Source organism: Phreatobacter sp. (genome assembly GCF_030691135.1).
In the GTDB taxonomy this organism is placed as follows: Bacteria; Pseudomonadota; Alphaproteobacteria; order Rhizobiales; family Phreatobacteraceae; genus Phreatobacter.
In genome coordinates this window covers 26,520-40,918 of the sequence record NZ_JAUYFA010000079.1, presented here as the reverse complement: position 1 = coordinate 40,918, position 14,399 = coordinate 26,520, and the positions used below count along the sequence as shown (strand labels likewise).

At 66.3% G+C, this 14,399-nt stretch carries 13 protein-coding genes; 8 read left to right on the top strand and 5 right to left on the bottom strand.

Translation table 11 applies throughout. The features are described from left to right. Nucleotides 1–57: 57 nt before the first annotated feature. The 4 genes from Q8O26_RS14380 to Q8O26_RS14365 all read right to left on the bottom strand — a co-directional run bounded on the left by Q8O26_RS14380 (nucleotide 58) and on the right by Q8O26_RS14365 (nucleotide 5,435). Nucleotides 58–1,683: an ABC transporter substrate-binding protein gene (locus Q8O26_RS14380; RefSeq protein ID WP_371134571.1), complete on the bottom strand. Its 1,626-nt coding sequence runs from the start codon at nucleotides 1,681–1,683 to the stop codon at nucleotides 58–60. Nucleotides 1,684–1,827: 144 nt separating this feature from the next. Next, on the bottom strand, nucleotides 1,828–3,102 hold the full coding sequence (locus Q8O26_RS14375) for an FAD-binding oxidoreductase (RefSeq protein ID WP_305576746.1): 1,275 nt from the start codon (nucleotides 3,100–3,102) through the stop codon (nucleotides 1,828–1,830). Between the two features lie 43 nt (nucleotides 3,103–3,145). Further along, nucleotides 3,146–3,814, bottom strand: coding sequence for a haloacid dehalogenase type II (locus Q8O26_RS14370; protein ID WP_305576745.1), 669 nt, complete (start codon nucleotides 3,812–3,814; stop codon nucleotides 3,146–3,148). Nucleotides 3,815–3,959: 145 nt separating this feature from the next. Continuing rightward, a complete protein-coding gene (locus tag Q8O26_RS14365) occupies nucleotides 3,960–5,435 on the bottom strand; it encodes an aldehyde dehydrogenase (RefSeq protein WP_305576744.1) in 1,476 nt (491 codons plus the stop codon). Between the two features lie 243 nt (nucleotides 5,436–5,678). On the opposite strand from Q8O26_RS14365, the gene Q8O26_RS14360 reads away from it, so the two are divergent. The 8 genes from Q8O26_RS14360 to Q8O26_RS14325 all read left to right on the top strand — a co-directional run bounded on the left by Q8O26_RS14360 (nucleotide 5,679) and on the right by Q8O26_RS14325 (nucleotide 13,455). After that, nucleotides 5,679–6,539 carry a GNAT family N-acetyltransferase gene (locus Q8O26_RS14360; RefSeq protein WP_305576743.1) on the top strand — a complete coding sequence of 287 codons (861 nt, stop codon included), beginning with the start codon at nucleotides 5,679–5,681 and terminating at the stop codon, nucleotides 6,537–6,539. Nucleotides 6,540–6,667: 128 nt separating this feature from the next. After that, nucleotides 6,668–8,047 carry an aminotransferase class III-fold pyridoxal phosphate-dependent enzyme gene (locus Q8O26_RS14355; RefSeq protein WP_305576742.1) on the top strand — a complete coding sequence of 460 codons (1,380 nt, stop codon included), beginning with the start codon at nucleotides 6,668–6,670 and terminating at the stop codon, nucleotides 8,045–8,047. Between the two features lie 103 nt (nucleotides 8,048–8,150). Further along, on the top strand, nucleotides 8,151–8,645 hold the full coding sequence (locus Q8O26_RS14350; RefSeq protein WP_305576741.1) for an Lrp/AsnC family transcriptional regulator: 495 nt from the start codon (nucleotides 8,151–8,153) through the stop codon (nucleotides 8,643–8,645). A gap of 154 nt (nucleotides 8,646–8,799) precedes the next feature. Then, nucleotides 8,800–9,117 (top strand): (2Fe-2S)-binding protein, encoded by a 318-nt coding sequence (locus Q8O26_RS14345; RefSeq protein ID WP_305576739.1) that lies wholly within the window; start codon nucleotides 8,800–8,802, stop codon nucleotides 9,115–9,117. Next, nucleotides 9,099–10,475: an NAD(P)/FAD-dependent oxidoreductase gene (locus Q8O26_RS14340; protein ID WP_305576737.1), complete on the top strand. Its 1,377-nt coding sequence runs from the start codon at nucleotides 9,099–9,101 to the stop codon at nucleotides 10,473–10,475. The genes Q8O26_RS14345 and Q8O26_RS14340 overlap by 19 nt, the downstream gene beginning before the upstream one ends. Further along, on the top strand, nucleotides 10,472–11,611 hold the full coding sequence (locus tag Q8O26_RS14335; RefSeq protein WP_305576735.1) for an FAD-binding oxidoreductase: 1,140 nt from the start codon (nucleotides 10,472–10,474) through the stop codon (nucleotides 11,609–11,611). The genes Q8O26_RS14340 and Q8O26_RS14335 overlap by 4 nt, the downstream gene beginning before the upstream one ends. A gap of 19 nt (nucleotides 11,612–11,630) precedes the next feature. After that, nucleotides 11,631–12,746, top strand: coding sequence for an FAD-binding oxidoreductase (locus tag Q8O26_RS14330; RefSeq protein ID WP_305576733.1), 1,116 nt, complete (start codon nucleotides 11,631–11,633; stop codon nucleotides 12,744–12,746). A gap of 13 nt (nucleotides 12,747–12,759) precedes the next feature. After that, a complete protein-coding gene (locus tag Q8O26_RS14325; protein WP_305576731.1) occupies nucleotides 12,760–13,455 on the top strand; it encodes a cupin domain-containing protein in 696 nt (231 codons plus the stop codon). A gap of 10 nt (nucleotides 13,456–13,465) precedes the next feature. Here Q8O26_RS14325 and Q8O26_RS14320 read toward each other — a convergent pair whose 3' ends face one another. Then, complete coding sequence (locus Q8O26_RS14320) at nucleotides 13,466–14,176, bottom strand: HAD-IA family hydrolase (RefSeq protein WP_305576729.1); 711 nt, start codon at nucleotides 14,174–14,176, stop codon at nucleotides 13,466–13,468. Nucleotides 14,177–14,399 lie beyond the last annotated feature (223 nt).

Genomic DNA, 14,399 nt, shown 5'->3' with positions numbered 1-14,399 from the left:
CTGCTCCTTTCATCCTCTCGAGAGGCGCCCCCGCGAAGCGGAGGCGCCATGACTGGATCAGGCGTCGAGCCAGACATGCTCGGCGAAGGCGAAGCCCATGAGCGAGCCCGTTCCCATCGGCGTCAAGCCTTTCAGCTTGGCCGAATGGGCGTCGAGACCGCTGATGAAGACTGGAATGCCGATGCCGGAGCTCTCGTGCACCATCACCTGCATGTCGGTGTACATCTGCTTGCGCTTGGCCCCGTCCGTCTCGGCGCGTGCGGCCAGCAGCAACTGGTCGAACTTCTCGTTCTTCCAGCCGCTCTCGTTCCAGGCCGCCGTGGAGGCGAAGAACAGGCTGAATAGCACATCGGCCGAGGGGCGCGGGTTGATGTTTCCATAGCCAACCGGAACCTTCATCCAGAAATTTGACCAGTAGCCGTCGGCCGGCACCTGCTTCAGGTCGATCTTGACACCGATGGCCTGGGCCGCCTGCTGCAGCAGCAAGCCCATCTCGACCGAACCGGTCGCGGCGACGGAGGTAACCACGGGAATGGTCGAGCCGATCGCCCCGGCCTTGTTCAGATGGAACTTGGCCTTTTCCGGATCAAAGGGACGCTGCGGAATGTCTTTCGCATGGTAGCGGTTCATCGGCGGGATCGGCTGGTCGTTCGCCACCTCCGCATAGTTCTGGAAGACGTTGCGACGAATGACGTTGCGGTTCATCAGCAGCTTCATGCCGAGGACGAAATCGGCGTTGTTGCCAGGCGACTGGTCAAGGCGCATGACCAGATTGGTATAATTGCCTGACTTGGTCTCCATGATCGCCAGATCATTGCGCGCGAGAACCAGACGGGCCGAGGCCGGGTTTACGTTGCCGATCAGATGGACATCGCCGGCCATCAGCGCGTTGACGCGGGCTCCGACGTCGGGAATGCCGAAGAACTCGATCTCATCGACATAGGGTCCGCCGCCCTGCTTCCAGTAGTTCTCGTTGCGCACGGCGATGGACCGCACGCCGGGCGTGAACTCCTTGCACTTGTAGGGGCCGGTGCCGATTCCCTTGGTAAAGTCGGTCGTACCGGCCGCAGCGATCAGGAAGTGATGCGTACCGAGCACGACGGGGAAATCAGCATTGGGACCGGTCAGTGTGATCGTCACCTCATGGGTGCCGGAGGCGACGATCTCCTTCATCTGGGCGGCGAGGGCGCGGGCCCGCGACCCCGTTGCCGGATCGAGATGGCGCTGCAGGGAGAAGACGACGTCTTCGGCCTTGAACTCCTTGCCGTCGTGGAACTGCACCCCCTTGCGCAGCTTGATGGTCCAGACCGTCGCCTTGTCGCTGGTCATGGATTCCGCCAGCGACATCTGCGGCGTCAGCGTGGCATCGAGGTCGACGAGGCCGTTGTAGAACATCGAACAACGGCAATAGTCCGTCGAATAGGACTGCTTTGCGGGATCGAGCGTATCCGCGGTCGATGTACCAAAACCGGCAACACGGATCTTGCCGCCCTTTTTCGGGGTCTGGGCATGGGCCGTCGTGGCGGCGCCGATCAGGCTCCCGCCGAAGCCGGCACCGATGCCGATCGCACCGAGAAGGGCGAGGACGTCGCGGCGAGAGGCGCCGGTGCGCACGGCCTGCATGAGGCGTTGGCGCTCCGTCAGCGACAGGAGCGAAAGCGGATCGAAGGACTGTCCGGTCATTGTTGAGTTCCCCTGGTCTTGGTGGTCGTCACTCTGCAGATCTCTGGATCGTCCCCCGGCGGCGCGGAGCCTTTGCCCTCTCTCGCCGATGGGGATCTTGCCGTTTTGCCGTCTCAGGCCGTCGTTGCCACCTCCCTCCCTGGCTCAGGACCAGCGATCCTTGGCGCGGTAGTACAGCCCCACGAAGGGCAGGAACCACGGCTTGCCGAAGTGGAACGGAACGGCGGACCAATCGAGGTCGCGCCAAGGGTTGGCCACATCCTGCCCGATGGCTTCGCGGGCCATGAGGTCGCCCATATAGGTCGACATCTGGACGCCGTGACCCGAGAAGCCCATGGCGAAATGCATGCCGCGATGGGTGCCGGAGCGCGGCAGTCGATCCTGCGTCATGTCGACGAGGCCGCCCCAGCAATAGTCGATGCGGCAATCTGCAATCTGCGGGAAGACAGCCCGCAACTGCCTTTGCAGGATCTCGCCGCTCTTGAGGTCAGACCTCGGGCTGGACATGGCGAACCGTGCCCGACCACCCCAGACGAGGCGATTGTCGGGTGTGAGACGGAAGTAGTTGCCGATGTTCTGCGTGGTGGTGCAGGTGCGCCCGCCCGGCATGATGTCGCGGGCAAGGTTCTCGCCGAGGGGCTCGGTGACGATGATGAAGCTGCCGATGGGGACGAGGCGGCGGCGGAACCAGCTGAAAGGACCGTGCTGGCTCGCGCCGGTGGCGAGGATCACCTTGTCGGCGACAACGGTGCCGCGGATCGTGCCGATACGGTACTGCCCGGCCAGTTCCTCGATCGCGGTCACGGCCGCATCCTCGAAGATGGTCGCACCGGCGCGCGCCGCCACACCTGCCAGCCCCTGGCCGAACTTGCCGACATGCAGCATGGCCGACCGGCGGTAGAGAAGTCCGCCATGATAACCGTCACTGCCGATCTCGGTTCTCAGGTCACCACGCTCGATGATCGCAGTGTCGTCGTCGACCTCGCGCGCCAGGACGTCGCGCGCCCGGCGCATGGAATCGAAATGCGCCGGTTTCGCCGCCAGCTTGAGCTTGCCCGAGCGGACGAAATGGCAGTCGATCTCCTCACTGCGGACGATCTCCTCCACAAGGTCCACACCGGCATCGAAGGCGCGGTACATTTCCCGCGCCCGATCGATGCCATGCGCCGCGGCCGTTGCCGAGAAATCGTGGGCAAGGCCGTTGTTGCAGTGCCCGCCATTGCGCCCCGAGGCCTCCGAGGCGACCCTTCCGGCCTCGAGCAGCGCGACCGAGACGCCGAGCCGCGCCAGGGTCCTGGCGGCGGAAAGACCGGTGAAGCCCCCGCCGATGACGACCACGTCAAAGCGACCGGAGACGGGCTCTGGCGAGGAACCGTTGAAGGGCAGTGCCGTGTCGAGCCAATAGGAGGCGGGGTTCATGATGACCTGGTCCGTGTCGGTAGGCGTCCGGTCATCGCCAACCTCACAGTCCGACCAGACCGGCGAGCCCGCCGATATCGGCGATCTCGTGCGCACCGTAATAGGGCGTCAGCGGCTCGTGCTGGCGGTTGACGAAGGCGCGCATGCCGAAGCGCATGTCATGGGCCGTCATCAGGTCGTAGCGATAGGACGATGAGACATGGAGAATGTGCTCGGGCGAGCAGCCGAGCTGGTCGAGCATGAACTCGAAGGCCTGCATGCGCGGCTTGTAGGCCTGCGCCATCTGCGCCGTGTAGACGGCATGAAAGGGCGCGCCGAGCTTGTCGACATTGTGCTGGATCTGGTCATTCGAGGCGTTGGACAGAATGACCAGGGGAATCTTGGCGGCAACCTTGGAGAGCCCGGCCGGGACATCGGCATGCGGTCCCCAGGTCGGCACCGCGAGATAGAATTTCTCGCCCTCTGCCTCGGACACCGGGAACCCCCAAAGCTTGCCCGTGCGCTGGATGGCATTCACCAGGACATCCCGGTAGGGCTTCCAGGGGCCGAGAATTTCGTCGAGGCGATAGGTCGAAAAATCGCGAATGAAATCATCAATCCGATCGGCAGGAACCCGGTCGGCGAACATTTCGCGGGCCATCTCGCTCATGCGAAACCGGGTCAGCGTCCCGTAGCAGTCGAAGGTGATGAATTTGGGCCGGAAGGCGGTCATGGCGCGTCTTGATCCCCTGCATTCCGAGCTCGTGCCGTGTCATCAAGGCTGGCATGACCCGGCTGGATTTCACGGAAGCTTTGCATGGGCCACATGGCAGATTCTGCTGTTGTACGGGCGCCGCCCGGCAGTTTTCTGTAGGTGCTCAGGCCGAGAAGGCCATAAGGACGGACTTGGTCCGGCGGTTGGCATCGAAGGCCTGTCGGCCGAGATCCTTGCCAATTCCCGACTGCCCGAAGCCACCGGTGGGAATGATGTGGTCGGAGGAGCGCCCGTAGCGGTTGACCCAGATTGTACCGGCCTCTATGGCGCGGATCGCCCGCATGGCGCGGTCGAGATTGGCGGTGTGGATGCCTGCCGCCAGGCCATAGGTAGGGTGCCCGGCGAGCGCGAACGCCTCGGCCTCGTCGCGGAAGGTCTGGACGGTGAGGACCGGCCCGAAAACCTCCTCGCGCAGGATGTCGGCGTCAGCAGGTAATCGATCGATCATCGTCGGCGCGAAGAAGGCGCCGTCCTGCGGCTGGCGCAGGCGATGGCCGCCCGCCAGCAGCCGGCCGCCCGCCGTCAAGGCCTCGCCGACCAGGGACTCGATGCGACCACACTGGCCTTCGGAGATGATCGGCGGCAGGGTCGTGTCCGCGTCCCAGGTCGGGCCGGCGACAAGGGTCGCGAAATGGGCGGCGATCCGTTCCGTCATCTCGGCCGCCAAACGCTCCTCGACGATGAGCCGGGATCCAGCGACGCAGACCTGCCCGGCATTGCCGGCGATCGCCCGCGCCACCGTGACGGCCGTCACTGCGGGATCAGCGACATCGGCGAAGACGACCTGCGGGCTCTTGCCGCCCAGCTCCAGGGTGACCGGCTTGGTGCCATGGAGGGCGCAATTGGCCATGATGCGCGCGCCCGTGCGCGTGGAGCCGGTAAAGCTGACCTTGCCGACGAGGGGATGCTGGCAGATGGCCTCGCCGACTGTCGCACCGCGCCCCTGGACCACGTTGAACAGGCCAGGCGGCAGGCCCGCCCCCACGGCAAGTTCGGCGAGCCGGACCACGCTGAAGGGCGTCATCTCCGAAGGCTTCAGCACGACGGCATTGCCCGCGGCGAGAGCCGGCGCCAGTTTCCATATCGCCATGACGAGCGGGAAGTTCCACGGGGCGATGGCCCCGACGACGCCGAAGGGCTCGTGGATCATCAGGCCGAGATGGTCGGACGCCGTCGCCGCGACCGCACCACCATCCTTGTCGCAGAGTTCGGCGAAGAAGCGGATGACGTCGACAGTGTAGGGAATGTCCCAGGCCAGAACATCGCGGATCGGGCGGGTCGAGCCGACGGCCTCAAGCCGGGCGAGGGCGGAAGCGTCCGCCGCGATGGCGTCGGCCCAAAGGTTCAGGATTCGCGCGCGGGCGCGCGGGGCCAGTTGCGGCCACCCCGAGGTGGTGAAGGCCCGCCGGGCGCTGGTCACCGCCTCGTCCACCAGCGCGGCATCGCCATCCGGCAGCGTGGCGTAGATCCTGCCGTCGGACGGCCGGACGACGGGCAGCCCGGTGCGGCCGCCGCGATGCACGGCATCGATGAAGTGGCCCGGGGGCACATTCACCGCATCGGGGTCGAATCCTGCCATGGCACCCCTCCACGTGGCGACCGGCCCGAAGCCGATGCGCCCATGCTAGAAGACTTCTCCCTGCCGGATCAGACGGAGGCGGGGCGGCCGCGCCGTGGAATGCACCGTTTGCGGGCTGGCAAACGCGACAAAATTCTTCCCCGCTGCGCCTAGACTGCTCGCCCCGACACCGACAGGGGCACCATGGCCCGGACCCGGATGCACGCTGAGGCAGACGGGATGCCACACGAGGGAGCGAAGCCGTTGAGCGACAGCCAACCCGCTATTCAGTTCGACCTGTGCCCGATGAGCGAGAGCGATCTGGCGGTCGCCCACGCGCTGTCCCGCACCGTCGGCTGGCCGCATCGGCTGGAGGACTGGCAATTCGCGCTGACGGTCGGCGAGGGTCTCGCCGCCTATTCCGGCGACCGGATGGTGGGCACCGCCATGTGGTGGCGCTATGAGGGCCGGCAGGCCCGCATCGGGCTGGTGATCGTCGACCCGACCATCCAGCGGGCGGGGATCGGGCGACGGATGATGAAGGCGGTCATTGATCGGCTGGAGGAGCCCTGCATCATCCTGAACGCGACCGATGCCGGCGAGACGCTTTACCGGCAACTGGGCTTTAGCGGCGCCAGCACCATCATCCAGCATCAGGGCGCCGCGTTCGGCGCGCCGCTGGTCGCGTTGCGCGCGGGAGAGCGCATCCGGCCGCTCGGTCGCAACGATGCCGAGCGCCTCATCACGCTCGACGCGATGGCTCTTGGCGCGCGGCGCGAGAAGGTGATCGCCGAAATGATGAGCCAGGGTGACGCCGTCGTGCTGGACGACGGCGGCGAGACCGTCGGCTTCGCCTTTTTCCGCCGTTTCGGCCGCGGCCACGTCATCGGGCCGGTCGCCGCCCGTGACACAGCAGCGGCAAGGGCGCTCATCGCCCATTGGGTCGGCCTCAATGCCGGGATGTTCCTGAGGGTCGACGTCCCCGGCGAATCCGGTCTGTCCGACTGGCTCGACGGCCTGGGACTGGCACGCGTCAGTCCGGTGCTGACCATGGTGCGCGGCGCGGCGCTACCGACGCCCGGACCGTACCGGACCTTCGGACTGGTCAGTCAGGCGCTCGGCTGAGCGGCGACGGTACTTTCTGCCGCGCCATGCCGAACAACGATATGCGCCGCCGGGCGCGCCCTTCGGTTCGACAGCAAATGACCGCCGACCCGCGACCATCATCGGAACAGTTTCCGAGGAGGATGCCGATGCTCGCCAATTCTCTCATCGCGCTCGACCGCGAGCACTATGTCCATCCCGTCAGTGCCTATCGGGCGCATGAGGCGAAGGGCGCCACCGTTCTCGAAAGCGCACGGGGCATGTTCCTGCGCGATTCGACCGGACACGAACTGATCGACGCCTTCGCCGGGCTCTGGTGTGTCAATATCGGCTACGGCCACGAGAGCGTCGTCGAGGCTGCGGCCGCCCAGATGCGCAAGCTCCCCTATGCGACCGGCTATTTCGGCTTCGCCTCAGAACCGGCGATCCGCCTGGCGGCCAAGCTCGCCGAAATATCACCGCCGGGACTGTCGCGGGTGTTCTTCAGCCAGGGCGGATCTGACGCGGTCGACAGCGCCATTCGTCTGATCACCCACTACCACAACGCAACCGGCCGCCCTTCCAAGAAGCAGTTCATCGCGCTTGAGAAGGGTTATCACGGATCCTCGTCGACCGGCGCCGGCATGACGGCCCTGGCGGTCTTCCACCGCAATTTCGACCTGCCACAAGCCAATCAGCATCACATCCCCTCCCCCTACCCCTATCGCAATCCCGCCGGCGCCGATGACGCCTCCGTCATCGCATCGAGCGTCGCGGCGCTGAGAACGAAGGTCGAGGAACTGGGAGCGGACAATGTCGCTGCGTTCTTCTGCGAGCCCATCCAGGGGTCGGGAGGCGTCATCGTCCCCCCGGTCGGCTGGCTGAGGGCGATGCGCGAGACGGCGCGCGAACTCGACATCCTGTTCCTGGCGGACGAGGTGATCACAGGCTTCGGTCGCACCGGGCCGATGTTCGCCTGCGACGGGGAAGGCGTGACGCCTGATGTGATGACCATCGCCAAGGGCCTGACGGCCGGCTACGTGCCGATGGGCGCAGTCCTGCTCTCGGAAGAGGTTTATGCGGGCATTGCCGACGGCGCTCCCCCCGAGACGACGATCGGCCACGGCTATACCTATTCCGGGCATCCGGTGAGCGCGGCTGTCGGACTGGAGGTCATCCGCCTCTATGAGAGCGGCATCCTCGCCAACGGCCAGATCGTCGGGCGCCAGTTCGAGTTCGGCTTGAGCCGACTTGCCGCACACCCGCTGGTCGGCGAGTCCCGCGCCCGCGGAATGCTGGGAGCGCTTGAACTGGTCAGCGACAAGCAGCGCAAGACCGCCTTTGCCGCCGATGCGAAGCTCGCCGAAAAGCTCGCGTCCCATGGCTATCGAAACGGCATCATCTTCCGTGCCTTCCCGGATGGCACCATCGGTCTCGCGCCGGCCCTGTCCTGTACGCCGGAGGAAATGGACCTGCTGCTGGGGCGCCTGCGCAAGACTCTTGACGACACCCTGGCCGAGCCGGACATCCGCGCCGCGATCCGGGGATGAAAGGTACTCTGCTCTTGCCGCGGCCGACGACCGGGCGCAGGATGGTCGCAGCATTTTATGCTGCACCCAAAATCAACACCCTGCTTTCGAAGGGTAGGTGACGATGTCGACATCGTCGAAGCTGGACCGAATTGATCTCAAGATACTGGCAGAGCTCCAGAAAAATGGACGTATCACCAATGTGGAACTGGCCGATGCGGTCGGGCTGTCGCCGAGTCCCTGCCTGACGCGGGTCAAGCGGCTGGAGACGTCGGGCTATATCGTGGGCTACGGCGCGCAGATTCAGCTGCGCAAGCTCGGTGACGTCCTCTTCGTCTTTACGGAAGTGACATTGTCGGACCACCGATATGACGACTTTGCCCGCTTCGAGGGCGCTATCCGCAACATCCCGGAGATCCTCGAATGCCATCTGGTCAGCGGAGGCTATGACTATCTTCTCAAGTTTGTCACAAAAGGGGTCAACAATTACCAAGACATTATGGAGAATCTACTTGAGCGGGGGGTCGGAATCGAAAAATACTTCAGTTACATCGTCATAAAATCGCCCTTCGTCAAAGCGCACTACCCCATCGACCGCCTCTTTCCGCATGCAGGATAGGTCCGCGACGAACCGCAGAACATGCCGCCAGCAAGTCCAATTCGGCAAAGTCGTCCGCCGCGTCGCCGTGCGCCGAAACCATCGCTCACCCGGTTCGTCCTACCGTCGTCTGGTGGCAACTTCATAAGCCGCCCATGAGAGGAACAGCCGCCCCATGAGCCCGTTGCAGCCGCGCTTCGTGCGACTGGCCGAGACCGACAGGCCGACCGTGACGATCGCCGTCGACGGAGCCTCAGTCGAGGCCCTGGAGGGGGACAGCCTGCTCGTCGCCGTCCTGACCCGCGCGGGGCACCTGCGGCACTCGGAATTCGGCCCGGAGGCGCGCGCCGGCTTCTGTCTCATGGCGGCATGCCAGGATTGCTGGATGTGGACCCATGACGGCGATCGCCTGCGGGCCTGTGACACGCCCGTCCGGGCCGGCCTCTCCGTTCTGACCCAACCTCCGGACATGCCATGGCCGAACCGCGTGTGATCATCGTTGGCGCCGGCCCGGCCGGTGTCCGGGCCGCAGAAACGCTCGTCGCCGCCGGGCTCCGTCCCACGGTCGTCGACGAGGGGCGCCGTGACGGCGGCCAGATCTACCGTCGCCAGCCGGAGGGTTTCGCCCGTTCATCCGCTGAGCTCTACGGGACCGAGGCCGCGCGCGCCGAAGCCCTGCATGCCACCTTCGACGATCTGCGACCAAAGATCGACTACCGACCGGGTCATCTCGCGTGGAACGTCGCCGATGGCCACCTGCATGTCGTTCACGACGGCAGCGCGGAAGCCTTGCCCTTCGATGCCATGATCGTCGCCGCCGGTGCGACCGACCGGCTCATGCCGGTCAAGGGCTGGCAACATGCCGGCGTCTACAGCCTCGGCGCGGCGCAGATTGCCCTCAAATCCCAGGGCTGCGCCATCGGCCGGCGGGTCGTCTTCCTCGGCACCGGGCCGCTGATGCAGCTCGTGGCGGCGCAGTATCGCAAGGCTGGAGCCCAAGTCGTCGCCCTTCTGGACACATCGCGCCTGTGGCACCAGATCAGGGCCCTTCCGAAACTGGTCAGCCGTCCCGACGTGCTCGCCAAGGGCGTGGGCCTTGCCGCCAGCCATCTCCTGGCCGGCACCATGGTTCGTCGCGGCGTGACACCGGTCGAGATCTTCGGTGACGCGGACGGCGGTGTCAGCGGCGTCGGCGTGCGGCTCGTCTCAGGGCGTGACCTGCGGCTGGCCTGCGATGCCGTGGCGCTGGGCTATCACCTGCGCCCGGAAACACAGCTGGCGGATCTCGCCGGCTGTGATTTTACCTTTGATGCCGCGACACGGCAGTTCTGGCCGGTCATTGACGAGGACGGCCGCAGTTCGGTGCCCGGGATCTATCTCGCCGGAGACGGCGTTCGCATCCAGGGGGCCGACGGTGCCGAAATCGCCGGCCAGCTCGCCGCCCTCGCCGTGCTGGCGGACCGGGGACGCTCGGCACCCACCGAGCAGATTTCGCGGCTGCGGCAGCAGCGCCGGGCCATGGAGCGCTTCCGCGCAGGTATTTCCGAAGCCTTCCCGTGGCCGCATCATCTGGCAGCGGGCCTCGCAGAGGAGACGGTGGTCTGCCGCTGCGAAGGCATCACCGCCGGAGAGCTGCGCGCCGTCGTTCACGACAAGGGGGCCGACGAGATGAACCGGGCCAAGGCTTTGAGCCGGGTCGGCATGGGCCGCTGCCAGGGACGCTATTGCGGCCATGCGGCGGCCGAGGTCGTCGCCGCCGCCACACAGCTCTCCCCGGCGGTCGTCGGGCGGCTGCGCGGACAGGCGCCGGTCAAGCCGCTCGCCATCCGCACCCGGAGGGCCGCGCCATGAGCGAGCCGTTCCGCACGGACGTGATCGTCGTCGGTGGCGGCATCATGGGGGCCGCCGCCGCCTTCTTTCTGCGCCGGCGCGGCAAGTCGGTGGCGCTGATCGAGCGGGCCCTGATCGGACAACAGGCGAGCGGCACGAATTTCGGCAATGTGCGGCGGCAGGGCCGCTTCCTGCCACAGCTTCCGCTGGCCAATCGCTCCAGGGACATCTGGGGCCGCCTCAACGAGCTGATCGGCGAGGATGCCGAATTCCTCGCCTCAGGCCATCTGCGGGTCACCTACGACGACGAGATGACGGCGCGGATCGAGACCTATGCGCGCGACGCCCTGCCCTACGGACTGGATCTGCAGATCATCGGCGGCAACCGGCTGAGGGAGCGCTTTCCCTTTCTCGGCCCCGAGGTGCGTGCCGGCTCCTACGCACCCCATGACGGCCATGCCAACCCGCGCCTTGCGGCACCCGCGTTCGGTCGGGCGGCCCGGCGCGAGGGGGCGTCGGTCTTCGAGCGGACGGAGATCGTCGCAGTCGAACGCGATGCGGGGATGTTTCGCGTCGAAGCCGCTGATGGACGGGTGTTCCGGGCGGAGCAATTGATGATCGCCGCGGGCGCCTGGGGCAACCGGCTGTCGGAGCAGTTCGGGGAACCGGTTCCGCTCGTCACCCACGGCCCGCAGATGGCGGTCACCGAGCCCATTCCCTATGCGCTGGAACCGGTCCTCGGCGTCTCCACGACGAAGCTCGAGGAGACCGTCTATTTTCGCCAGGTCAAGCGCGGCAACATCGTCATCGGCGGCGCGGCGCGGGGCCCGGCGAGCGCCGACACCCAGCGAGCCTCGGTGAAGCCGGAGAACACGCTGCTGCAGTTCACGCAGATCACGCGGGTCGTGCCGGCCCTCGCCCGGCTCAATATCATCCGGGTGTGGAGCGGTGTCGAAAGCTACCTGCCGGATGATATTCCGATCATGGGGCCCTCGGCCAAGGTGCCGGATCTCTACTACGCCTTCGGCTTCTGCGGGCACGGCTTCCAGCTCGGCCCTGGTGTCGGCGACGTGATGGCCGAACTGATCAGCACAGGCCAGACCACCACACCGATCGAGCCCTTCTCCATCGCGCGCTTCGCCAGCGCGCCCGCCTGACCCCGTCCGGAGCCGCCGCATGGCGCATTTTCTCATCATCGGCGCCGGGATCGTCGGCCTGTCCGTCGCCCGTTCCGCCATGCTCGCCGGGCACCAGGCGACGATCCTGGAACAGGGTCCCGTGCCCAATCCGCAATCGGCCTCGTTCGACCGCCACCGGATGATCCGCTACCCCTATGGCACTGCCGCCGGTTATACGCGCATGGTAACGGAGGCCTTCGGCGCGTGGGATCGGCTCTGGGCCGACCTCGGGACCACCCATTTCGAGAGCACCGGCGCCATCGCCATCTCGCTTGAACCAGGCGACTATGCCGCGAAGACCCTCGCGACCTTCCGCGCCATCGGCCTGCCGCATGACGTGCTCGACCGGGACGCGGTCGAGGCGCTCTGCCCACACCTGACGCTGCCGCGGGGCGCCTGGGGCGTCACGGCCTTCCCCGGCGGCCCGCTCTTCGCCGCCGACATCATCACCGACCTGGTCCGCTGGCTGACGGCGGCAGGCGCGCGGATCGAGGCGGGCACCCGCGTCGTCGGTCTCGACGAGGCAGAGGGACGGGTCACTCTCGCCGATGGGTCGACGCGGACCGGCGATTTCGTCCTTGTGGCGGCAGGCGCCTGGCTGCCGCGGCTGATGCCAGACAGGTTCGGCAGCCTTCCCGTCTACCGGCAGGCGCTGGTCTATGTCGAACCGCCCCCGGCCTATGCCGAGAGCTGGCGGAGAGCACCGGCGATCGCGGTTCTCGGGGATCATACGGGCTATACGCTCCCCGACCTGCGCGGGGCCGGGCTGAAGATCGGCTATTCCGCCCACAGGCGGCAGGCCATGCCCGATATCGACGGTTTCGAGGCGGATCTCGCCAGCGAAAGCGCGGTGATCCTCGGCGCGTTCAGGCCCTATCTCAAGGACCCCGACGCCTATCGGCCGCTGCGCATGCAGGTCGGCTACTATGCGCTCGATCCGTCCCGCCGGTTCCTGTTCGACAAGCGTGGCCGCACCCTGGTCATCACCCAGTGCGACGGTCAGATGTTCAAATTCGGCCCCCTGATCGGCGAGCGTGTCGTCGCGATGGTCGAGGGCCGGGAGACCATGGCCAGCCTCGCCCGATGGGCGGCCGGCGACGCCCCCACTCCTTGAGACGAGGCCCCCCGTGACCCTGCATGTCCTCCACCTTGGCCGCGACGGCGTGCCGCTTGCCCCCGCCACGATCGTTGAACCGGCTGCAGGGGATCCCTTTGCCGGGGCCCGGCGAACCGCATTCGCGGACAGCGCCGGATTTCTCGCCGGATCCGTATCGCTGTCGGGCCGGGTGAACGTCGACCGGCTAGGGCGGTCCGAGGCCGCTGTCGTCGGCCGCGGTCGTATCAGCGTCGGTGGCGAGACCTTCGCGGCCGGATCGGCCTTCGTCATGCCGGCGGGCTTCTCGGGCGAGGTCACCGGTGAGGACGAAGCCGTCTGGTTTTTCACGGCAGAACCCGCACGGCCCGCAGCGGGCGACACGGCGCTCGTACGCCTCGATCCGGCGCTGCCGCGCCCCGGCTCCAACGGGCCGGCGGCGGAGGTTCTCATCGGACCGAAGCCCTCCTGCCATGCCCTCAACCAGTTCACCGGGCCCGGCGCCATGCGAGCGGGCGTCTGGGACGTCATGACACCGTGCGAGCGCTCCTTCGTGCCCCACCGCATCCATGAGCTGATGCACCTGATCGAGGGCGAAGTGACCCTCACCCATCGCGACGGCACGACAGTCAGCTTCCGGGCTGGCGACACGCTGTTCGTGCCGCAGGGAGCTCCCTATGCCTGGAAGAACACGATCCCCGTGGTGAAGTTCTACACGGTGTCGGCCTGAGACCGGCCGGTCATTTCATCCGGATCTCACCGGCCTCGAAGGCGTCGGCGAGACCCGCCAAACTGGTGAACCGGTAGTCCGGCTGCGTGAGCGTGGAATCGATCGTACCGCCGGAATCCGCCTTGCCGGCCCGGCGCTCGATCCAGCAGACGGTGTACCCGAGTTGCCGGGCCACGCCGATGTCGTGATACTGGCTTTGCGCGACGTGCATCACGTCGTGCAGGCCATGGCCATCACGGCTCAGACGTCCCAACGTGAAGGCGAAGAAGCGCGGATCCGGCTTTTCGCAACCCGCCTCGTCGACGGTGACGGTGTCGTCGAAGGGCTCGCCCAGAGTGGCGGCGAAATGGTCGAGTGCCCAGCGCTGGGCATTGGTCATGGCAACCAGCTTGCAGCGGCTCTTCAAACGCTTCAGCGCGACCACGGAGTCGGCAAAGGCAGGCCAATCCTTGACCGACGCACGGAAGCCTTCGGCGATGGCGCTGTCTTGCGGCAGGCCAAAGTGCGGCGCCAGCTCGAAATAGACCCGCACAAGGTCGTCGGGATACTTGATAACGTCGGGGTTCTTTCGACTAGTGCGATAGGCGGCAAGAAACATATCGTCGTCGATGGCGGCGAGTTCGTTGCGGCAGGCGTGCCTTAGATAGTTCAGCATGCCTGTCTCGAAGTCGATCAACGTCCCCACGACATCGAAGCTGAGAACTGAGGGGGTGTCGGCCATGATGATCTCCGGATCAGTGCTGGCGGCAGCTTACCCGTCAGCCTAGCCAACCTCCGCGGTACATTCGCCTCGTGCGAGGCCGATGCCGCGGCATCATCTGCCAAAAAACCCCGATGAGACAATCCTGAGCGAGAGATGTTACTCAGCCCTCATATCAAGTGGAGGTTGAGGCCCGTGTGACTAGAGCGCGCGCCGGCACCTAAATTTTTACTGCGAAATGGAA